The organism is Rhodanobacter sp. DHB23 (assembly GCF_014842975.1).
Lineage (GTDB): Bacteria > Pseudomonadota > Gammaproteobacteria > Xanthomonadales > Rhodanobacteraceae > Rhodanobacter_A.
The window spans coordinates 341,772-362,213 of record NZ_JACYXK010000028.1; the positions used below are offsets into that span (position 1 = coordinate 341,772).

Annotated in this window: 17 protein-coding genes and 1 tRNA gene; 7 read left to right on the forward strand and 11 right to left on the reverse strand. The window is 69.4% G+C overall.

Features of this window, described 5'->3' with window-relative positions:
* Positions 1–59: 59 nt before the first annotated feature.
* From IHE47_RS13415 to IHE47_RS13430, 4 genes are all read right to left on the reverse strand, one after another.
* Positions 60–149, reverse strand: a tRNA-Ser gene (locus IHE47_RS13415).
* Positions 150–360: 211 nt separating this feature from the next.
* Positions 361–738: an LrgA gene (locus tag IHE47_RS13420; protein WP_192106609.1), complete on the reverse strand. Its 378-nt coding sequence runs from the start codon at positions 736–738 to the stop codon at positions 361–363.
* Positions 735–2,015, reverse strand: coding sequence for a serine--tRNA ligase (gene serS, locus IHE47_RS13425; protein ID WP_192106610.1), 1,281 nt, complete (start codon positions 2,013–2,015; stop codon positions 735–737). Before serS ends, IHE47_RS13420 begins: the two co-directional genes overlap by 4 nt.
* Before the next feature lie 151 nt (positions 2,016–2,166).
* On the reverse strand, positions 2,167–3,504 hold the full coding sequence (locus IHE47_RS13430; RefSeq protein WP_192106612.1) for a replication-associated recombination protein A: 1,338 nt from the start codon (positions 3,502–3,504) through the stop codon (positions 2,167–2,169).
* 97 nt (positions 3,505–3,601) lie between these two features.
* Here IHE47_RS13430 and IHE47_RS13435 point away from each other — a divergent pair, with 97 nt between their 5' ends.
* Complete coding sequence (locus IHE47_RS13435) at positions 3,602–6,664, forward strand: ligand-binding sensor domain-containing diguanylate cyclase (protein WP_192106619.1); 3,063 nt, start codon at positions 3,602–3,604, stop codon at positions 6,662–6,664.
* Between the two features lies 1 nt (position 6,665).
* On the opposite strand, the gene IHE47_RS13440 is transcribed toward IHE47_RS13435, so the two are convergent.
* The 3 genes from IHE47_RS13440 to IHE47_RS13450 form a co-directional block, all read right to left on the reverse strand.
* The gene (locus IHE47_RS13440; RefSeq protein WP_192106621.1) at positions 6,666–7,355 is read right to left on the reverse strand and encodes a YoaK family protein; all 690 of its coding nucleotides are present in this window, start codon (positions 7,353–7,355) and stop codon (positions 6,666–6,668) included.
* 13 nt (positions 7,356–7,368) lie between these two features.
* Positions 7,369–8,028, reverse strand: a complete 660-nt coding sequence (lolA, locus tag IHE47_RS13445; RefSeq protein WP_192106623.1) for an outer membrane lipoprotein chaperone LolA — start codon at positions 8,026–8,028, stop codon at positions 7,369–7,371.
* Between the two features lie 314 nt (positions 8,029–8,342).
* Positions 8,343–10,625, reverse strand: a complete 2,283-nt coding sequence (locus IHE47_RS13450; protein ID WP_225561927.1) for a DNA translocase FtsK — start codon at positions 10,623–10,625, stop codon at positions 8,343–8,345.
* A 246-nt stretch (positions 10,626–10,871) separates the two neighbouring features.
* Between IHE47_RS13450 and trxB the strand changes: the two genes are divergently transcribed.
* The 5 genes from trxB to aat all read left to right on the forward strand — a co-directional run bounded on the left by trxB (position 10,872) and on the right by aat (position 15,115).
* Entirely contained in the window at positions 10,872–11,837 is a 966-nt protein-coding gene (gene trxB / locus IHE47_RS13455; RefSeq protein WP_192106632.1) for a thioredoxin-disulfide reductase, read from the forward strand.
* 204 nt (positions 11,838–12,041) lie between these two features.
* Positions 12,042–12,695 carry a DsbA family protein gene (locus IHE47_RS13460; RefSeq protein ID WP_192106634.1) on the forward strand — a complete coding sequence of 218 codons (654 nt, stop codon included), beginning with the start codon at positions 12,042–12,044 and terminating at the stop codon, positions 12,693–12,695.
* 111 nt (positions 12,696–12,806) lie between these two features.
* Complete coding sequence (locus IHE47_RS13465; RefSeq protein ID WP_192106636.1) at positions 12,807–13,919, forward strand: GNAT family N-acetyltransferase; 1,113 nt, start codon at positions 12,807–12,809, stop codon at positions 13,917–13,919.
* A gap of 38 nt (positions 13,920–13,957) precedes the next feature.
* Positions 13,958–14,368, forward strand: a complete 411-nt coding sequence (locus IHE47_RS13470) for a TIGR03067 domain-containing protein (protein ID WP_192106638.1) — start codon at positions 13,958–13,960, stop codon at positions 14,366–14,368.
* 30 nt (positions 14,369–14,398) lie between these two features.
* Entirely contained in the window at positions 14,399–15,115 is a 717-nt protein-coding gene (gene aat / locus IHE47_RS13475) for a leucyl/phenylalanyl-tRNA--protein transferase (RefSeq protein WP_192106640.1), read from the forward strand.
* Here aat and IHE47_RS13480 read toward each other — a convergent pair.
* Both IHE47_RS13480 and ispG read right to left on the reverse strand, forming a co-directional pair.
* Positions 15,103–15,798, reverse strand: a complete 696-nt coding sequence (locus tag IHE47_RS13480) for a class I SAM-dependent methyltransferase (protein ID WP_343227484.1) — start codon at positions 15,796–15,798, stop codon at positions 15,103–15,105. The two genes, aat and IHE47_RS13480, sit on opposite strands and share 13 nt — an antisense overlap.
* A gap of 4 nt (positions 15,799–15,802) precedes the next feature.
* Positions 15,803–17,062, reverse strand: a complete 1,260-nt coding sequence (gene ispG, locus IHE47_RS13485; protein WP_192106642.1) for a flavodoxin-dependent (E)-4-hydroxy-3-methylbut-2-enyl-diphosphate synthase — start codon at positions 17,060–17,062, stop codon at positions 15,803–15,805.
* Between the two features lie 171 nt (positions 17,063–17,233).
* Here ispG and xseA point away from each other — a divergent pair, with 171 nt between their 5' ends.
* Positions 17,234–18,589, forward strand: a complete 1,356-nt coding sequence (gene xseA / locus IHE47_RS13490) for an exodeoxyribonuclease VII large subunit (protein ID WP_192106643.1) — start codon at positions 17,234–17,236, stop codon at positions 18,587–18,589.
* Positions 18,590–18,803: 214 nt separating this feature from the next.
* Here the strand turns inward: xseA and IHE47_RS13495 are convergent, their stop codons facing one another.
* Together IHE47_RS13495 and IHE47_RS13500 are read right to left on the reverse strand one after the other, a co-directional pair.
* On the reverse strand, positions 18,804–19,577 hold the full coding sequence (locus IHE47_RS13495) for a slipin family protein (RefSeq protein WP_192106645.1): 774 nt from the start codon (positions 19,575–19,577) through the stop codon (positions 18,804–18,806).
* A gap of 85 nt (positions 19,578–19,662) precedes the next feature.
* Positions 19,663–20,424, reverse strand: a complete 762-nt coding sequence (locus tag IHE47_RS13500) for a YdcF family protein (protein ID WP_343227485.1) — start codon at positions 20,422–20,424, stop codon at positions 19,663–19,665.
* Positions 20,425–20,442 lie beyond the last annotated feature (18 nt).

Genomic DNA, 20,442 nt, shown 5'->3' on the forward strand with positions numbered 1-20,442 from the left:
TCCCGGCAAATTTTCACCGCCAAGCGAAAAGTCCTATTTTTAGGGCATCTTCATAATTTTGGCGGAGAGAGTGGGATTCGAACCCACGGTAGGCTTGCACCTACGGCAGTTTTCAAGACTGCTGCCTTAAACCACTCGGCCATCTCTCCGTTGTCACTTCCCGCCAAGGCGCGCTGTGCGCGCCACTACGGCAGTTTGGCTTCGGGCATCCTGCCCTTCGCCCCTTCGGGGCCAGCGGCTACGCCGCTGTCCGCTTCGGCATCCTGCCTACGCGTCAAGACTGCTGCCTTAAACCACTCGGCCATCTCTCCGGATTCGTTCAGCTGGCTGACCGCTCTCCTGCAGCCAGCGTGCATCCTATCAGGTATGCCCCGTACCCTGCCCCGCGCGGCCCTTGCGCGACAGCGCGGCCAGCGCCCAGACCATGATGGCAACGGGGATCAGCGCGCCGAGCAGCGGCAGCAGCACGGCGGGATGGCGCACGCATACCGGCACCAGTTGCGTGGCCGTCGCGTAGGCGACGATGCCGATGCGCAAGGCGCGGCGACGGCGGGCGATCCATGGACTGGCGAGGACCAGCAGCAGTGCGATGCCGCCGAGTACGAGGTCGAGCGTGGGCACCGACCAGATGCCGGCGAAGGCGAGGCGCGTGAGGATCACCGAGCCGAGCACGGCCAGCAAGAAGTAGCTGCTCCAGTACTCGACCTTGTCCCAGCCGCGCCCGCCAGGCGTGTTCATGCGATGCGCTCTTGCCCGCCCATATACGGGCGCAGCGCCTCGGGCACGGTGATCGAGCCGTCGGCGTTCTGGAAGTTCTCCATCACCGCCACCAGGGTGCGGCCCACGGCGAGGCCGGAGCCGTTGAGCGTGTGCGCCAGCTCGGGCTTGCCGGTTTCCGGGTTGCGCCAGCGCGCCTGCATGCGGCGGGCCTGGAAGTCGCCGCAGTTGGAGCAGGAGGAAATCTCGCGGTAGGTGCCCTGGCTGGGCAGCCACACCTCGAGGTCATAGGTCTTGATCGCGGCAAAGCCCATGTCGCCGGTGCACAGCAACACCTTGCGGTACGGCAGACCGAGCAGCTGCAGCACCTTCTCGGCGTGACCGACCATTTCCTCCAGTTGCGCATGCGACTGCCCGGGCGCGGCGACCTGCACCATCTCCACCTTCTCGAACTGGTGCTGGCGGATCATGCCGCGGGTGTCGCGGCCGTAGCTGCCGGCCTCGGCGCGGAAGCACATGGAGTGCGCGGTGAGCCGCATCGGCAGCGCGTCGGCCTCGACGATGCTGTCGGCGACGAGGTTGGTCAGCGCCACCTCGGCGGTGGGGATCAGGTAGCGCTTGCTGTCGCCCACCTGGGTGGCGAACAGGTCTTCCTCGAACTTCGGCAGCTGGCTGGTGCCCTGCATGGTCTCGGCGTTGACGATCAGCGGCACATTGCACTCGAGGTAGCCGTGCTCGCCGGTGTGCAGGTTGATCATGAACTGCGCGAGCGCGCGGTGCAGCCGCGCCAGTTGGCCACGCAGCACGGTGAAGCGCGCGCCGGAGAGCTTGGCGCCGGCATCGGCATCGAGCCAGCCGTGGCGGGCACCGAGGTCGACGTGGTCCTTCACCTCGAAGTCGAAGCTGCGTGGCGTGCCCCAGCGCAGCTGTTCGGCGTTCCCGGCCTCGTCCTTGCCGAGCGGCACGGACTCGTGCGGGATGTTCGGGATGCCCAGCGCGATGTCGGCGAGTTTCGCCCGCACCTCGGCGAGCTGGGCCTCGTTGGCCTTGAGCCTGTCGCCGATGCCGGCGACCTCGGCCATCAGCGGCGCGGTGTCCTCGCCCCTGGCCTTGGCCTGGCCGATCGCCTTGGAGCGGGTGTTGCGCAGGTTCTGCAGCTCCTGCGTCTCGGTGGCGAGGCGCTTGCGCTCACCTTCCAGCGACTCCACGGCGGACACGTCGAGCTCGAAGCCGCGGGTTTCCTTGAGGCGCGCCGCGGTTTCGGCGAGGCGCGAGCGCAGCAGGGCGGGATCGAGCATGTAGGGTATCCGGGCAGCCGTCGAAAGCGCCGATTATCGCTTTCGCAGCCGCTGCGCCGCAACGCGGTGGCGGGTAGGAGCACCCTGTGCGCGAATGCCCTGGTGCCCGATCGGAGCAAAAGCATTCGCGCACAGGGTGCGCTCCGGCTGTCTATTTGCCGCGGGCCTTGCGGCGGGCCTCGCGCAGCGCCAGCAGCTTGTCGCGCATCTGCGATTCCAGCCCGCGTTCCGCCGGTTCGTAGAACACCGTGCCGTCCAGCGCGTCGGGCAGGCACTGCTGGTCCAGCGCGACGCCGCCCTCGACGTCGTGGTCGTACTGGTAGCCGCTGCCGTAGCCCAGCCCCTTCATCAGTTTCGTCGGGGCGTTGCGCAGGTGCATGGGCACCTCCAGCGTGCCGGTCTCCCGTATCGCCGCCTGAGCGGCGGAGAGCGCCTTGTAGGCCGAGTTGCTCTTCGGCGCCACGGCGAGGTAGACCGCGAGGTTGGCCAGCGCCAGGCGCCCCTCGGGCATGCCGACGCGCTCGAAGGTGTCCCACGCGTCCAGCGCCATGTGCCAGGCACGCGGGTCGGCGAGGCCGACGTCCTCCACCGACATGATGGTCATGCGGCGCATCAGGTAGGACGGGTCGCAGCCGCCGTCGAGCATGCGCGCCAGCCAGTAGATCGCCGCGTCCGGGTCGGAGGAGCGCACGGATTTGTGCAGGGCCGAGATCAGGTCGTAGAACTGCTCGCCCTGCTTGTCGAAGCGGCGGGTGCGGTCGGCCAGCACCTGCTCCAGCGTGGCCTGGTCGATGCGCTTGCCTTCGGCCAGCTCGGCGGCGATCTCCAGCAGGGTGAGCGCGCGGCGCACGTCGCCGTCGGCGGCCTGGGCGATCAGTTGCAGCGAGGCGTCGTCCACCTGCAGGTCCTGCGCGCCGAGTCCCCGCTCCGTGTCCGCCAGCGCGCGCCTGAGCGCGGCCACGATGTCGTCCGCCGACACCGCCTCCAGCACGTGCACGCGGCAGCGCGAGAGCAGCGCGGAGTTCAGCTCGAACGAGGGGTTCTCGGTAGTGGCGCCCACGAACAGGATCACGCCGCGCTCGATGTGCGGCAGGAAGGCGTCCTGCTGGGCCTTGTTGAAGCGGTGCACCTCGTCCACGAACAGCACGGTGCGCCGGCCCTGGGCGAAGTTCGCCTCGGCCTCGGCCAGCGCCTTGCGCACCTCGGGAAGGCCGGAGAGCACGGCCGAGATCGCCTTGAAGTCGGCGTCGGCGTACTGCGCCACCAGCAAGGCCAGCGTCGTCTTGCCGCAACCCGGCGGCCCCCACAGCACCATGGAATGCAGCTTGCCGGCCTCCAGCGCGCGGCGCAGGGCCCGGTCCGGCGCCACCAGCCTGCGCTGCCCCACGACCTCGTCGAGGTTGCACGGGCGCATGCGCTCGGCCAGCGGCTTGAGCGCCTCGGGTTCGGCGAACAGGGAGGCGGACGGCTGGAAGGGGTTGCGTGGCATGGCCGACATGATAAGGCGAGCGGTGCCGGACTGCCCCGCCGGCGGGACACCCGCTATGATGGGAGGTTGGAACAGCGCGCGACATGGGGAGCTGCGCATGTCCGGGGGAATCCATCGCCATCCTGATCCGCACCGCCATCGCCGCCGGCGAGGCGATCGGCTGTGCGCGGCCGTCCTGGCCGTGCTGATGGCGTTGCTGTCGCTGTCCGCGCATGCGGCCGCCCCGGGCGACCGCTGGCATGCGCTGGAACGGCAGTGGTTCGACACCGTGGGCATGGCCGAAGGCTTGCCCCACTCGATCACCACGGCGCTGGCGCAGGATCGCGACGGCCTGCTCTGGATCGGCACCATGGGCGGCCTGGCGCGCTACGACGGCTACCACATGCAGGTGTTCGAACAGGCCAGCGCCACGGCCACCGGCCTGCCCGACACCTACGTGCGCAGCCTGCTCGCGCTGCCTGACGGCGGCCTGCTGGTGGGCACCAACGCCGGCGGGCTGGCGCGCTTCGATCCGCACACCGGGCAATTCCGCAGCTATCCGGTGGGCGCCGGCGGCACCAGCAACCGCAAGATCTACACACTGTCGCCCGACGGCGATCGCGGCGTGTGGATCGCCACCGACGGCGGGCTGGACCACCTGGACCTGCGCAGCGACCGCATCGAGGCGGTGCCTACCGGCGGCAAGGCCGCCCCGCGCGACTTCACCGTCTACCAGGACCGCGCGGGCGACGTCTGGCTGGGCAACAACAAGGGACTGCTCGTGCGCTACGCGGGCAGCAACGACTTCGTGCGGCCGCCGCACCCCGCGGGCACGATCGACCAGGTACTGCGCAGCGAGATCTGGGCCATCCGCGAAGACGCCGAGGGCCGGCTCTGGGTCGGCAGCGTGCAGATGGGCACGGTCTACCGCGAGGCCGACGGCAGCTGGCACACGGTGCCGGGGTTCAGCGGCACCGCCGGCGAAGCGCAACAGGCCACCGTGCGCGACTTCCTGGAGGTGGCGCCGAACCGGATCTGGATCGCCACCGACGGCGACGGCATCGTCACCTACAGCCCCGGCGACGCCGACACCCGCGTGATCGCCCAGGACACCTCGCTGCCCTCCTCGCTGCCCGGCAACACCGTGCGCGCGCTGCTGCTGGGGCAGGCCGGCAACGTCTGGGCCGCCACCGACCTCGGTGCCGCGCACAGCAGCGCCAGCGCCGAGGTCGCCTTCTCGATGCTGCCCGCGGCCGATGCCGCGCACTCGCTCTCCAACCCGAACGTGCGCAGCGTCCACGTCGACGCTACCGGCCGGATCTGGCTGGGCATGGCGGCGGGCGGCATCGACATCGTCGACCCGGCCGACGCCACCGTGCGCCACCTGCGGCTGGCCGGCCGGCAGGCCCGCCGCGACGTGCAGAGCCTGACCGAGGCGCCGGACGGCTCGATCTGGGTCGGTACTCAGGGTGTGGCGCGCATCGACCCGCTCACGCTGGACATCAAGGGCTCCATCCTGCCCGAACTCGACGGCGTCCCCGTGCTCAGCCTGCTGCGGCAGGGGCCGTACATGCTGATCGGCACCTACGGCGGCGCCTACCGCTACGACACGCGCAACGGCCAACTGGTCCATTACGGCCATGTCGCCAGCCAGCCCGACAGCCTGGCCAGCGACACCGTGCGCCAGATCGTGCGCGTGGGCACGTCGATCTGGTACGCCACCAACAACGGCATCAGCATCGCGCGCGACCCGCTGCAGACCGGCGGCTTCGTGAACCTGGCGCACCGCAAGGACGACCCCGACAGCCTGCCGCAGAACCTGGTGGATTCCATCGCCGTCGATACGCGCGGCCGCGTCTGGCTGGGCACGCTGGGTGGCCTCGCCATGCTGCCGCACGGCGATGCGCCGCCCTGGCGCTTCCGGCGGTTCGGCGAGGAGGACGGCCTGGTCAGCGACAAGATCACCGCCCTGCTCCCCGACGACGAGGGCAACCTGTGGGTGAGCACCTCCAACGGCATTTCCGTGGTCGACGGCGACAGCCTGCAGATCCGCAACCTCGGCATCCGCGATGGCCGGCGCATCGTCAGCTACATCTACGACGCCGCCGCGCGCGCGCCGGGCGATACGCTGTTGTTCGGCGGCCTGGGCGGCCTCACCGTGGTACGCCCGCTGCGCTACCGCACCGATGTCCCGCAGGCGCCGCTGCGCTTCACCAACGCACTGGCGAACGGGCGCCCGCTGCCCCTGCCCGGCGACCACGGCACGCTGGCGCTGTCCGCGGACCAGCGCAGCCTGCGGGTGGATTTCGCGCTGCTCGACTACCAGGCGCAGCAGGAGACCGACTACAGCTACCGCATGGACGGCTTCGACAGCGACTGGATCGACATACCCAAGGGCACCCTGCCCAGCGCGATCTACACCAACCTGCCGCACGGCCACTACGTGCTGCACCTGCGCGCCGTGCCGCGCGGGCTGCACACGCGCACGATCGAGAGCCGGCTGGACATCAGCGTGGCGCCGCTGTGGTACGAAACGCTGTGGGCGCGGCTGCTGGCGGTGATGCTGGTGCTGGTGCTGGTACTGCTGCTGGTGCACGTGCGCACGGTCTACCTGCGCCACCGCGCCGCGCAACTGCAGGCGCAGATCGACGCGCACATCCGCGAACTGATGGCCGCCAACCGGCGGCTGGACATGCTGGCCAGCACCGACGAACTGACCGGCGTGAGCAATCGCCGCCGCTTCCTCGAACTGGCCGAGGAAGTGCGGCGCGACGCCAATGCGATGCCGGCCTGCATCGCCCTGCTGGACCTGGATCGCTTCAAGCTGGTCAACGACGAGCACGGCCACCTCGCCGGCGACACCGTGCTGCGCACCGCCGCCGGCGTCATCTGCCAGCAGCTGCGCACCGGCGACCTGATCGGTCGCTACGGCGGCGAGGAACTGGTGCTGTGCCTGCCGAACAACGGCAGCGAGCAGGCGATGGCGGTCGCCGAGCGGATCCGCACCCGGCTGCGCAGCACACTCATCCGGCACGAAGGACGCGCCATCTCCGTCACGGTGAGCATCGGCGTCGCCGAGCTCCGCACCGGCGAGAGCATGACCGCGTGGCTGTCGCGCGCCGATGCCGCGCTCTACGAATCCAAGCGCCACGGCCGCAACCGCTGCACGCTGGCCGGATGACTCAGCCGCCGCCGGCGTCGCCCACGGCCGGCGAGAACAGGCGGTACAGGCCATAGGCCAGGCCGCAAACGCCGGTGAGCGCCGCCGGGACCAGCAGGCTGTGGTCCTGCATGCGCTCGAACAGCAGCGCGCCGACCGCGCTGCCCAGCATGAAGCACGCCGCCACCAGCACGCACACGCGCAGGCGCAGCCTGTCCACCGGCAGGCCGCGCAACAGGTGGCCGAGGTAGATGCCCATGTCGGTGAAGATGCCGGTGACGTGCGTGGTGCGTATCACCATGCCGCTGTACGCGCTGACCATGCCGTTCTGCAGCCCCACCGCCGCCGAGGCGAGATACAGGCCCAGCGAGTCGGCTGCATCGAGCAGCGGCACCGCAGCGAACAGCAGCAGCGACTCCAGCAGCAGCGCCACGCCGTAGCGGCGCCCCAGCCGCAACGTGCTCTGCTGCACGATCACGCCGCTCAGCATCGCGCCGAGTACGAAGGCCGCGATGGTCAGCGCCCAGTGCAGCGCCTCGCCGGCATCGCCCTTGCCCAGCGCGATGCCCAGCAGGCTGGTGTTGCCGGTCATGTTGCTGATGGACTGGTGGCGGAAGCTCAGGTAGCCGGCCGCGTTGATCCAGCCCGCGATCAGCGCCAGCACGGCCATGCCGGGCCAGGCCCAGCGCGGCAATTGGCGCAGCACCGGCATCGGCTGGGCCTCTTCAGTTCTGCAGCGGCTGCACCTGCAACACCGGGGCGTCGCCGATCACGTCGGCCCCCTTGGGCGGCACGAAGGTGAATACCGAAGCGGGGATGTCGATGTTGCGCTTCCAGTCCGAGAAGCGGATGTCGGTGGTGGAGCCGAGCTGGTCCTTGAAGGTCATCCGCGCCAGCCCGTTCGCGTCGAAGCCGAGGTCGGCATAGGCGAACTGCGGGTCCTTGGCGGTGGAGGTGAGGCGCAGCCAGACCAGGCCGTCTCGCTCGCCCTGCTCGGCGACCTTGAACTCCTTGTCCATCTGCTTGAGGTCGGTGAGCACGGTGAGCGGGCTGTGCGCCTCCTCGCCGGACTGGATGCGCACGGTCACCTGCTCCAGCTCGGGGTCGTACATCCACACGCGGCTGCCGTCGGCCACGATGGTCTGCTTGTACGGCGCCGTGGTCTCCCAGCGGAACTGCCGCGGCGCCTCCAGCGCCAGCGTGCCGCTGCTGGTCTTGCCTGCGTTGCCGTTCGGATCGACCAGGGCCTGCGTGAAATTGCCGGTGAGCGAATGCAGGCCGGTGGCGAACGCGTCCAGCCGCGCGCGCGCCGCGCCGGTGGCGGCCTGGGCCGTGCCGGCCAGTGACAGCAGGAAGGCGACGGCGACGATAGCTAGGCGTTTCATGGAAGCCCTGTGCGCAATGCGGTGCGTGCATTGTAGAGGGGAAGGCTTAACCGTTCGACGCCGCGCCCCTTCTCCCTTTCGTGGAGATGCGCCATGGATGGCGTCGAGTCTCAGCGGTGAGCTGATTTACTCCTCCCCCTGCGTGCAGGGGGAGGTTGGGAGGGGGTGAACCTTGCGAAAGACTCTCATGGATGGCTTTCGCCAGAGCTTGACCCCACCCCGGCCCTCCCCTGCACGCAGGGGAGGGAGACAGGACATGGCACGACTGAAACTCGACGCCAATCAGGTCACCGAAGGGGCGAGGGAGTAAAGACTCAACCCTTGGGCGGCGGGGGCGCCAACACTTCGCGGTTGCCGTTGTGCTGCGGGGCGCTGACCACGCCGTCCTGCTCCATCTGCTCGATCAGCCGCGCGGCACGGTTGTAGCCGATGCGCAGGTGACGCTGCACGCCGGAGATCGAGGCGCGGCGCGTCTGCGTGACGATGGCGACCGCCTTGTCGTAGAGCTGCGCGTCGGCGTCGCCGCCCTCCTCGCCTTCCTGCGGCAAGCCGGAGTCGTTGATGAACTTGCCGTCGCTGGTGGCCTGCACTTCCTCCAGCACGCCCTCGATGTACTGCGGCGCGCCCTGCGCCCGCAGCCAGTTCACCACGTTGTGCACCTCGTGGTCGTCCACGAAGGCGCCGTGCACGCGCTCGGGCATGGCGGTGCCCGGCGGCAGGTAGAGCATGTCGCCGTGGCCCAGCAGCGCTTCCGCGCCGGACTGGTCGAGGATCGTGCGCGAGTCGATCTTGCTCGACACCTGGAACGCGATGCGGGTGGGGATGTTGGCCTTGATCAGGCCGGTGATCACGTCCACCGACGGGCGCTGCGTGGCCAGCACCAGGTGCACGCCGGCGGCGCGCGCCTTCTGCGCGAGGCGGGCGATCAGCTCCTCCACCTTCTTGCCGACGATCATCATCATGTCGGCGAACTCGTCGATGATGATGACGATGTAGGGCAGCGGCTCCAGCGGCTCGGCGGCGAGGTTGGGCATCTCGGGATTGGGACGGAACAGCGGGTCGAGCAGCGGCTGGCCTGCGTTCTCGGCGTCCTTCACCTTCTTGTTGAAGCCGCCGAGGTTGCGCACGCCCACCGCGGCCATCAGCTTGTAGCGGCGCTCCATCTCGGCCACGCACCAGCGCAGCGCGTTGGCGGCCTCCTTCATGTCGGTCACCACCGGCGCGAGCAGGTGCGGGATGCCCTCGTACACCGAGAGTTCCAGCATCTTCGGGTCGATCATGATCATGCGCACGTCTTTGGGGCTGGCCTTGTACAGCAGGCTCAGCACCATCGCGTTCACCGCCACCGACTTGCCCGAGCCGGTGGTGCCGGCCACCAGCAGGTGCGGCATCTTGGCCAGGTCGGCCACCACGGCGCGGCCGCCGATGTCCTTGCCCAGCGCCAGCGCCAGCGGCGACTTGGTCTGGTCGTACTTGTCCGAGCGCAGGATCTCGGAGAGGTAGACGATCTGCTTCTTGGTGTTGGGCAGTTCCAGGCCGATCACGTTCTTGCCGGGGATCACGTCCACCACGCGCACGCTCACCACGGAGAGGCCGCGCGCGATGTCCTTGTCCAGGCTGGATACCTGCGAGCCGCGCACGCCGGGCGCCGGCTCCAGCTCGAAGCGGGTGATGACCGGGCCGGGGTACACGCCCACCACCTTGGCGTCGATGCGGAACTCCTTGAGCTTCAGCTCGACCTGGCGCGACAGCACTTCCAGCGTTTCTTCCGAATAGCCCGGGCCCTGCTCCGGCGCCTCGTCCAGCAGCGACAGCGGCGGCAGCTCGCCTGGCTGCGAGGCGCCGGTGAACAGCGGGATCTGCGTTTCCACCTTCGCCCGCTCGCTCTTGGCCACCGGCGCCGGCTGCGCCTCGATGCGCACCGGCTCGCGCTTGGCCTGCTTCACGGCCTCCGCCTTCTTCACCACGTCGCGCTCGGCGCGCGCCTGCTGCGCCTTGATCGCCTCGGGCGCCGCGCGCAGCTTGCCGCGCAGCCACTCGACCGCGCGCAAGGTGGCCTGCCCGGTCCAGTCCATCACCTTGAACCACGACAACCCGGTGGCCAGCGTCACCGCGACCAGGAACAGCGCCAGCAGCAGCAGCGGTGCGCCCTTGTCGCCGAACGCGGCGAGCAGGCCACGCGCCACCGCGCGGCCGATCACGCCGCCGGCGCCTTCCGGCGCCATCGTGCTCTGCGGGAAATTGAGCCAGCACAGCCCCGGCGCGGTGATGAAGAAGAACACCGAGCCGACCAGCCGCAACGAGGACTCCCATGGCTGCGCCGGCAACACGCCACGCTGGCGCAGCACCGGCACGCTGAGCGCCAGCAGCAGCAAGGGGAAGAAATACGCCACGCCGCCGAACAGGTAGCGCAGCAGGTCGGCCACGTAGGCGCCCACCGTGCCGCCGAGGTTGCGGCTGTGCGCGACCACGCCGGCATGCGACCAGCTCGGGTCCTGCGCGTCGTAGCTGAACAGGCACACCAGCAGGTACAACGCCAGCGCCAGCAGCACCAGGGCCCCCGCCTCGCGCAGGCGGCGCTTCAACTCGTCGCTCAGGCCGGCCGACTCCTTCTTCTGTTTGACGTTTGCGCTTGGCGCCACCGGGACGTGCTTCCGTGTTTCGACAGTCCGGGCAAGTCTACACAGGCGGCGCAGGCTTCAGTAGCCGCCGCGTCCCTTGAATCGGCCGCCCACCTTCCCCATCCTTGCGGTTCCGCGCCGTGCCAGCCACGGCGATGAAACCTGCACGGCGGCTGCGGCGAACAGCCCTGCAACCGCCGACCACTCCTGAGGAACCCGCGCATGACCGCCACGCCCAAGCACACCCGCCTGCTGATCCTCGGCTCCGGCCCCGCCGGCTACACCGCCGCGGTGTACGCCGCGCGCGCCAACCTCAAGCCGACCATGGTCACCGGCCTGCAGCAGGGCGGCCAGCTGATGACCACCACCGACGTGGACAACTGGCCGGGCGACGTGGAAGGCCTGCAGGGCCCGGCGCTGATGCAGCGCATGGCCGAGCATGCCGAGCGCTTCCACACCGAGATGATCTTCGACCACATCCACACGGTGGACCTCGCCAGGCGCCCGTTCCGACTCACCGGCGACTCCGGCGAATACACCGCCGACGCGCTGATCATCGCCACCGGCGCCACCGCCAAGTACCTCGGCATCGCCAGCGAGGAGAAGTTCAAGGGCAAGGGCGTGTCCGCCTGCGCCACCTGCGACGGCTTCTTCTTCCGCGAACAGGAAGTGGTGGTGATCGGCGGCGGCAACACCGCCGTCGAGGAGGCGCTGTACCTCTCCAACATCGCCAGCAAGGTCTACCTGGTGCATCGCCGCGACAAGCTGCGCGCCGAGAAGATCATGCAGGACAAGCTGTTCGAGAAGGCCGCCGCCGGCAAGATCGAACTGGTGTGGAACCACACCGTGGACGAAGTGCTGGGCGACGACTCCGGCGTCACCGGCGTGCGCGTGAAGGACGTCAACTCCGGCGCCACCCGCGACATCGCCGCCACCGGCTTCTTCGTCGCCATCGGCCACACCCCCAACACCGGCATCTTCGCCGGCCAGCTGGAAATGCACGACGGCTACCTCAGGATCAAGAGCGGCCAGGCCGGCATGGCGACGATGACCTCGGTGCCCGGCGTGTTCGCCGCCGGCGACGTGGCCGACCACGTCTACCGCCAGGCGATCACCTCGGCCGGCTTCGGCTGCATGGCCGCGCTGGATGCGGAACGCTGGCTGGAGCAGCAGAAGTCGGCGGGCTGAGCTTCTGTTTTCTGCTCGTCATCCCGGCGAAGGCCGGACAAGCACGCAGTGCGCAGAACGCCCGTAGGGCGGCCCCATAGGGGCGAGCACAGCGAGTCATCCAGTGGCGACCGTGCTCATTCGAGCCATACGGCTACTGGATCCCGGCCTTCGCCGGGATGACGGTCAAAAGCCCCATACGTTCGTAGCATCGGATCGAACCCCATGACCACCGCCACCCTGCACTACATCCACGATCCGCTGTGCGGCTGGTGCTACGCCGCGCAACCGCTGGTGAGCGCGGCGCAGGCGCAACTGGCCGACCGCCTCGCGCTGCGCCTGCACGGCGGCGGCCTGTTCGGCGAGCCGCGCCGCATCGACGCCGCGCTGGCGCAGCACATCCTGCATTCCGATGAGCGCATCGCCCAGCTCAGCGGCCAGCCGTTCGGCGAGGCCTACAAGCAGGGCCTGCTGGCCGACGACGGCACCGTGCTGTATTCGCTGCCGCCGATCGCCGCCGTGCTGGCCGCCGGATCGCTGGATGCCGCCAAGGCCTACCCGATGCTGGTCGCGATCCAGGACGCGCACTACCGACGCGGCCTGCGCGTGGTCGAACCGCAGGTGCTGGCCGAACTGGCCGAGGAAACCGGGCTCGAGGGCGAACCGTTCGCGCAGGCCCTGGCGCGTGCCGACGGCCATGCCGTGTTCGAACACGTCGAGGCCAGCCGCCGCCTGCTGGGCGAAGTGGGCGGCCAGGGCTTCCCCACCCTGCTGCTGGACATCGACGGCCGCCGCGCGCTGCTGCCGCACCACCACTACTACGGCCGCCCCGACGCCTTCGTGCAGATGCTCGCCGCGCAGTTGCCCACGCTGCACTAGGCCACGGATTCCCCGGTAGGAGCACCCTGTGCGCGATGGCTTTGGCCCTGATCAGGCATCAAGGCCATCGCGCACAGGGTGCGCTCCTACACAATGGCTAATATCGCCCGCATGCCCGAGGCACGCTTCCACCCACGCATCGCCCAGATCCCGGCCACCGACTGGGACGCGCTGCGCCCCGACGCCAATCCCTTCGTCTCGCACGCCTTCCTGCACGCACTGGAGGACAGCGGCTGCATCCGTCCCGGCTGGGGCTGGCAAGCGCACCACCTCGGCCTGTACGAACACGGCCAGCTGCGCGCCGCCGCGCCGCTGTACCTCAAGGGCAATTCGCACGGCGAGTTCGTGTTCGACTGGAGCTGGGCCGCCGCGTGGGAACGCGCCGGCGGCGACTACTACCCCAAGCTGCTGTGCGGCGTGCCCTACTCGCCGATCACCGGCCCGCGCCTGCTGGCCGGTGGCGATGCCGGGTTGCAACGCGCCCTGGTCGAAGCGATGCGCGGCGAAGCCGGGCGCCTGCAGCTCTCGTCCGTGCACGCGAACTTCCTGCTCGCGGACGAGGCCGACGCCTTCGGTGCGGACTGGCTGGCGCGTTCCGACGTGCAGTTCCACTGGCGCAACCGCGGCTGGCGCGACTTCGACGACTTCCTCGCCGCGCTCAACCACAAGAAGCGCGCGAACATCCGCCACGAACGCGCCCGCGTCGCCGCCAGCGGCCTGCGCATGGCCTGGCGCGAGGGCGCCACGCTGACGGATGCCGAGTGGAACGAAGTGCATGCGCTCTACCTCGCCACCTTCGACGCCAAGGGCAACCACGCCGCACTGACGCCAGCGTTCTTCCGCCGGCTGGGCGGCATGGCGCAACTGGCGCTGGCGCACGACGCGGACGGCATCGCCGCGATGGCGCTGTTCCTCGAGGGTGACGGCGTGCTGTACGGCCGCTACTGGGGCAGCCGCGTCGATGCGCCTGGCCTGCACTTCGAGCTGTGCTACTACCGCGGCATCGAGCACGCGCTGGCGCGCGGCCTGCGCTGCTTCGAACCCGGCGCGCAGGGCGAGCACAAGCTGGCGCGCGGCTTCCTTCCCGTGCGCACGCACTCGCGGCACCTGCTGCTGCACGAAGGTTTCCGCACCGCCGTGCGCGAAGCCCTGCACGGCGAATCCGCGGCGATGGACAGCTACGCGGACGAGTGCATGGCGCACAGCCCCTATGCCTCGCGCTGACCTGTCATCATGGCGTGCCACGCAATCGAAGGATCGACATGACACCGCCGCTCGACAACACATGCCCGGATGATTCCACGGACGACCTGACCACTCTGCAGGGTTCATGGGAACAGGTCGGCCTCGAGATAGATGGCATAGCCGATCCGCCCGACGACCACAGCGCCCCCGGCGCACTAACCCTGATCCGTGGCAACCACTTCGAGGTGCGTACCGTCGAAGGCGAGCTGTTGCTGGAGGGCGACTTCACGCTCGACGCATCCACCGCGCCGAAGTCCATCACCTGGGTCGATTCGATCGGCGCGGACGCAGGCAAACCGTTGCCCGCCATCTACCGGCTCGAAGGCGACCGCTTCGTCTTCGTTGCGGCCGACGAAGGCATGCCGCGGCCAACTGCCTTTCGCACCAGCATGGGCATGGTCATGCGCAGCTTCGTCCGCAAGCGGTAAATTCGATCCCTAGCCGCCCATCGATCAGCGATGATCCGCCTGCCCCTGCTCGATTCCGCCGTACCGGAGCGCTTTCCCGATCCGCGCGACGCTCTGCGCGAACCCAACGGCCTGCTGGCATTCGGCGGCGACCTCTCGCCAGCACGGCTGCTGGCCGCCTACGGCCAGGGCATCTTCCCGTGGTACGGCGAGGACGAACCCATCCTGTGGTGGTCGCCCGATCCGCGCTGCGTGTTCCGCACGGAGGCGCTGCACGCCAACCGCAGCCTGCGCCGGCAACTGCGCGGCAAGGCGTGGCGGGTGAGCGTGGACCGCGCGTTCGAGGAAGTGGTCCGCGCCTGCGCCGCGCCGCGCGATGGACATGCCGGCACCTGGATCGTGCCGGAGATGATGGACGCCTACGTCGCCCTGCACCGGCTCGGCCACGCGCACAGCGTGGAAGTGTGGGACGACGCGCGGCTGGTGGGCGGCCTCTACGGCGTGGCGATCGGCCAGCTGTTCTGCGGCGAGTCGATGTTCAGCGCCGAAAGCGGCGGCTCCAAGCTCGCGCTGATGTCACTGGCCGCGTTGCTGCGGCAATGGGGCTGGCCCCTGATCGATGCGCAGGTGGCGAATGCGCATACGCTGGGTCTTGGTGCCGAGGAAATGCCGCGGGAAAGCTACCTGCATGCCATCGTGGAGCTGACTGCCCTGCCCGGCCGCGTGGGTAGCTGGGCATCCTTCGCGCCGCCGGTTCAACCAGGCTGATGCGATGGCGCCTGACGCGCCACGGCAACGAAGATCACCGAGGCCGGACGCCCCGTGTCCGGATGCACCGGCTCGACGAGCTGCACGAGGTTCAGCCCGGCCTGCGCAAAAACCGCCACCCAACTGCCCAGGGTGCGGAAATACCACGGCGCCGCCTCGCCGAAGCCCTCGCCGCAGCCGATCCACGAACCCTCGCGCCAGCCATCCGCATAAGGTTCGCCAGCCATCGCCGGATGCAGGGTCTGCACGATCAATGCGCCATTCGGTTCCAGCAGATCGGGCACCGCGGCGAGCAAGGCATCGACCGACGATCCGCCGAGCAAAGAGAAATTGCAGACCACCACGTCGGCCCGTAGGTCCAGTGCGCCCGAGGCGATGTCCTCATAGGACAGCACGCGGAACTCGCCACCGCCCTTGGCGCGCGCCGCTTCGACCAGCGCCGGCACCGCATCCACGCCAAGCACCCGCACGCCCTTCCCGGCCAACGCACGCGTGAGCCAGCCTTCGCCGCAGCCCACGTCGATCGCCGTGCGGGGCGAGCGCGCCAGCACGGCGTCGAGGATGGCCTGGTCGGTCACCAGACGGCGGCTTTCGATGCGCCCTTCGCGCACGGCGCGCTCCCATGCCTGCGCGTTCGCATGCCAGGCGTCGAGGATCAGGATTTCCTGCGCCCCGGCGGTCACCGGATCAACCGCCGCGTGCGGCGTACTTGCGCGCCACGTAGTCGTCGAGGATGCCCACGAACTCGCTGGCGATGTTGTCGCCGCGCAGGGTCATCGCCTTCTCGCCGTCGATGAACACCGGCGCCGCCGGCGCCTCGCCGTTGCCCGGCAGTGAGATGCCGATGTTCGCGTGCTTGGATTCGCCCGGCCCGTTCACCACGCAGCCCATCACCGCCAGCGTGAGGTTCTCCACGCCGTCGTACTGCACCCGCCACGCCGGCATCTGCGCGCGCACGTGTTCCTGCACGGTCTTGGCCAGTTCCTGGAAGAACTCGCTGGTGGTGCGACCGCAACCCGGGCAGGCGGTGACCAGCGGCGTGAACGCGCGCAGCCCCATGGTCTGCAGCAACTCCTGCGCCACGATCACCTCGCCGGTGCGTGAGGCGCCCGGTTCCGGCGTGAGCGAGATGCGGATGGTGTCGCCGATGCCCTCCTGCAGCAGCACGGCGAGGGCCGCGCTCGAAGCGGTGATGCCCTTGGAACCCATGCCGGCCTCGGTGAGACCGAGGTGCAACGCGTAGTCGCAGCGCACGGCGATGTCGCGGTACACCGCGATCAGCTCCTGCACGCCCGAGACCTTGCACGACAGGATGATGCGCTCGCGCGGCAGACCGATCTTCTCGGCCAGCGCCGCCGAGTCCAGCGCGGAACGGATCAGCGCCTCGCGGGCCACGTGGCCCGCGTCCCACGGCTCGGCACGCTGCGCGTTCTCGTCCATCAGGGTGGCGACCATGCCCTGGTCCAGCGAGCCCCAGTTGGCGCCGATGCGCACCGGCTTGCCGTACTGGATCGCCTTCTCGATGATCGCGCCGAACTGCGCGTCCTTCTTCTTGCCGAAGCCCACGTTGCCGGGGTTGATGCGGTACTTCGCCAGCGCCTCGGCGCAGGCCGGCTCCTGCTCCAGCAACTGGTGGCCGTTGTAGTGGAAGTCGCCGATGATCGGCACGTCCACGCCCATCATCGCCAAGCGCTCGACGATGCGCGGCACCGCGGCCGCCGCCGCCGGCGTGTTCACCGTGATGCGCACCAGCTCGGAACCGGCGCGCGCCAGCTCGGCGATCTGCTTCGCGGTGCTGATCGGGTCCTCGGTGTCGGTGTTGGTCATCGACTGCACCACGATGGGCGCGCCGCCGCCCACGCGCACCTTGCCGATCTGCACGCCCACGTTGGGGCGGCGCGCCTGCGGCAGGGCCTCGCGCGGTTTGGTGTGGTTTGAATCGTTCATGCGGGCAACCGTGGATCCGTCGCCGCGAGAGGTGCGGCGTGAAGTCGAAAGTCTAGCCGAACGCCCATGACAATCGGCCGACCGATACATCAGGCATTACCTGCACAACCGCCGCCAAGCCACTGTTGCGCAAGAGCTGGCACCGACAAGACGTGCTAGTCTCGCCGGTCCATGCACGCCCCCGACGACCACGCCGCTCCGCCGCGCCAGATCCTCACCCCCAGCATGCTGAACCGGCTGGTGCGCGACCTGCTGGAAGACGTGCTGCCGATGGTGTGGATCGAGGGCGAGCTGTCCAACGTGGCGCGCCCCGCCTCCGGGCACCTCTACTTCACGCTCAAGGACAGCGGCGCCCAGGTGCGCTGCGCGATGTTCCGCCCGAAGAGCGCCGCGCTGCGCTTCAAGCCCGTCGACGGCATGCAGGTGCTGCTGCGCGCGCGGGTGGGGCTGTACGAGCCGCGCGGCGAATTCCAGCTCGTCGCCGAGCACATGGAGCCGGCCGGCGAAGGCGCGCTGCAACGCGAGTTCGAGCGGCTGAAGGCGCGGCTCGATGCCGAAGGCCTGTTCGATCCCGCGCGCAAGCGCCCCCTGCCGCGCTACGCGCGGCGCATCGGCGTGGTCACCTCCGCCACCGGCGCGGCGATCCGCGACGTGCTCAGCGTGCTCGCGCGGCGCTGGCCGCTGGCCGAGGTGGAGTTGTTGCCGGTGCCGGTGCAGGGCCGCGAGGCGCCGCCCGCCATCGCCGCGATGTTGAAGAAGGCCTCGACCAGCGCACGCTACGACGTGCTGCTGCTCACCCGCGGCGGCGGCTCGCTGGAAGACCTGTGGGCCTTCAACGACGAAGCCGTGGCGCGCGCCATCCACGCCAGTGCGGTACCCGTGGTGAGCGCGGTGGGGCACGAGGTGGATTTCAGCATCGCGGACTTCGTGGCCGACCTGCGCGCACCCACCCCTTCCGCCGCCGCCGAGCTGCTGGTGCCCGACGCGCAGGCCACCCTGCGCCACCTGCGCCAGCTGCGGCAGCGCCTGGCGCTGCTCGAACAGCGCCGCCTGCAAGCGCTCACCCAGCGCGTCGACCACCTGTTCGCGCGCCTGCAGGCGCAGCGCCCGCAGGCACGGCTGTCGCGCGACCGCGAACGCCTCGCCCACCTGCGGCACCGCCTGCTCACCGTGCTGCGCGAACACCGGCAACGCAACCGCACCCGGCTGGACCGCCTGCATGCACGCCTGCTGGCGCGCCATCCGCAACAGCGCCTGCCGCTGCTGCAGCGGCAGCTGGACGAACAATCGCAGCGCCTGCGCCAGGCCATCGCCCGCCAGCTGGAACGCGACCGCCACGCCCTGCAGCAGGCCGCCCGCACCTTGCACGCGGTCAGTCCGCTCGCGACGCTGGAGCGCGGCTACGCCATCCTGTTCGATGGCGACGGAAAGGTCGTGCGCGCCTCGGCCGACGTCGGCGCAGGTGACGATGTGCGCGCCCGTCTCGCAGACGGCGAACTCACTTTGCGCGTGCTCGGGAAGCCCTGAATTTGCCCGCCATCCCGGCGCAGGCCGGAGGCGCTTCACAACAGCGAAGCTGGTCATCCAGCGCCTGCAATCCTGCGGGCGCAAAGACACGGGATCCCTGTTTGACCAGCTTCCGGCTGCTGAAAAGCGCCTCGCAGGGATGAGGAGCAAAAAACCGGTCGATCAGCCCCCGGGCAAGCAACCTTTCCGCCCCGCCCCTGCAACGCCCGGGCGGTCAGCCGGCATCGCGACGCGCCCGTTCTGCGAGGCGTGCCATCGCATCGGCCGCGTTGACGAATTCCGAGGGCATCATCACGATGGTCATCGTGTTCTGCTCGGCGCCGACCTCGGTGAGCATCTGCATGCGCCGCAGTTCGATCGCCATCGGCGTCTGCGCCATCCTGGTCGCCGCCTCGGTGAGTTTCAGCGCGGCGTCGTGCTCGGCCTCGGCCTTGATGATGCGTGCGCGCTTCTCGCGGTGCGCCTCGGCTTCCTGCGCCATCGCACGCTGCATGGATTGCGGTATCTCCACGTCCTTGATCTGCACCATGTCGACCTCGACGCCCCACGGCTCGGTGACCTTGTCGATGATCTTGCCCAGCGTGCCGGACAGCTTCTCCTGCTCCTTCAGCAGTTCGTCCAGCGAGTGCTGGCCGATCACGCTGCGCAGGCTGGTGAGCGCGGTCTGCCGCACCGCGTCCTCGAAACGCGCCACCTGCACGATTGCCCGCTCGGGATTGATCACCTTGTACCAGACCACCGCGCGCATCTTCACCGGCACGTTGTCGTTGGTCATGGTCTCCTGGGGCTCGATGTCCTGGGTCATCACCCGCATGTCCACGATCAGCATGCGGTCGATGGCCGGGATGATCCAAGTCAACCCGGGCTCGCGGGTGCCGCGGTAGCGCCCGAGGCGGAACACCACCCCGCGCTGGTATTGCTGCAGCACGCGCAAGCCGCTCAAAAGGATGCAGATCAGCAGTACGACGACGAATGCATACCCTGGCATGAACCCACCCATCGCAAGTCCGGCGGAGCCGCCAGTCTACGCGCCTCGACCGTCCTGCGCCCGGCGGCGATGCGCGGAAGCCGGCTCAGACGTCGCCGGGCTTGCCCGCCTTGACGTTCCAGCCCATCGCCTCGTAGATCCTGTAGTGCCAGATGCCGGTGTATTCGTGCAGCGCCACGTCGGCCGCGGCGAAGTTCCACGATTGCGGCCACCAATCCATGAGCGGAGCCAGCCAGTCGCCGCGCGCCGGCACGGTCGCGATGCCGAAATGCGAAAAATACAGGCTGGCGCGGCTCAGGTGCGTGGCCGAAGAAACCAGTACCACCTGCTGCGCGCCGTAGCCGCGCAGCAACGGCGCGCTGAACTGCGCGTTCTGCCAGGTGTTCATGCTGCGCGGCTCCAGCAGCAGGTCGCCGGCCGGCACGCCGAGGCGTTGCAGCACCACGCCGTACGCCATGGCCTCGGGCTGGCCGGTATGCATGGCGTCGCCGCCGCTCACCTCCAGCTTGCAGTCGTTGCCGCCGGCCTTGCATTCGCGGTACAGCGCCAGCGCCTCGTTGATGCGGCCATTCGCGAACAGCGTGGGCTCCACCGTCCCCGCCGTGGTGCGCACGGTACCTGCGCCCAGCAGCACGACGGCATTGCGCTGCGACCATGCGATCGCGGGATGCCGCGCATAGGGCGCCTGCAGATGGCGGAGCAACCACGCCGGCAGCAGCCCGCAGCCGGTGACGTAGAAAAGCAGCACGGCCAGCGCCAGCGCCGCACCCGCCATGCGCCGCCACTTCAACGCACGCAGCACGAGGCCGAGCACCACGAGAACCATCAGCACGTCCAGCGACATCATGGCATTCCAGCGAACACG

Excerpts from the sequence above, each read along its gene's own strand:
- IHE47_RS13420 (WP_192106609.1), bottom strand. The coding sequence starts at position 738 with ATGAACACGCCTGGCGGGCGCGGCTGGGACAAGGTCGAGTACTGGAGC.
- serS (WP_192106610.1), bottom strand. The coding sequence starts at position 2,015 with ATGCTCGATCCCGCCCTGCTGCGCTCGCGCCTCGCCGAAACCGCGGCG.
- IHE47_RS13430 (WP_192106612.1), bottom strand. The coding sequence starts at position 3,504 with ATGCCACGCAACCCCTTCCAGCCGTCCGCCTCCCTGTTCGCCGAACCC.
- IHE47_RS13435 (WP_192106619.1), top strand. The coding sequence starts at position 3,602 with ATGTCCGGGGGAATCCATCGCCATCCTGATCCGCACCGCCATCGCCGC.
- IHE47_RS13440 (WP_192106621.1), bottom strand. The coding sequence starts at position 7,355 with ATGCCGGTGCTGCGCCAATTGCCGCGCTGGGCCTGGCCCGGCATGGCC.
- lolA (WP_192106623.1), bottom strand. The coding sequence starts at position 8,028 with ATGAAACGCCTAGCTATCGTCGCCGTCGCCTTCCTGCTGTCACTGGCC.
- trxB (WP_192106632.1), top strand. The coding sequence starts at position 10,872 with ATGACCGCCACGCCCAAGCACACCCGCCTGCTGATCCTCGGCTCCGGC.
- IHE47_RS13460 (WP_192106634.1), top strand. The coding sequence starts at position 12,042 with ATGACCACCGCCACCCTGCACTACATCCACGATCCGCTGTGCGGCTGG.
- IHE47_RS13465 (WP_192106636.1), top strand. The coding sequence starts at position 12,807 with ATGCCCGAGGCACGCTTCCACCCACGCATCGCCCAGATCCCGGCCACC.
- IHE47_RS13470 (WP_192106638.1), top strand. The coding sequence starts at position 13,958 with ATGACACCGCCGCTCGACAACACATGCCCGGATGATTCCACGGACGAC.
- aat (WP_192106640.1), top strand. The coding sequence starts at position 14,399 with ATGATCCGCCTGCCCCTGCTCGATTCCGCCGTACCGGAGCGCTTTCCC.
- ispG (WP_192106642.1), bottom strand. The coding sequence starts at position 17,062 with ATGAACGATTCAAACCACACCAAACCGCGCGAGGCCCTGCCGCAGGCG.
- xseA (WP_192106643.1), top strand. The coding sequence starts at position 17,234 with ATGCACGCCCCCGACGACCACGCCGCTCCGCCGCGCCAGATCCTCACC.
- IHE47_RS13495 (WP_192106645.1), bottom strand. The coding sequence starts at position 19,577 with ATGCCAGGGTATGCATTCGTCGTCGTACTGCTGATCTGCATCCTTTTG.
- IHE47_RS13500 (WP_343227485.1), bottom strand. The coding sequence starts at position 20,424 with ATGATGTCGCTGGACGTGCTGATGGTTCTCGTGGTGCTCGGCCTCGTG.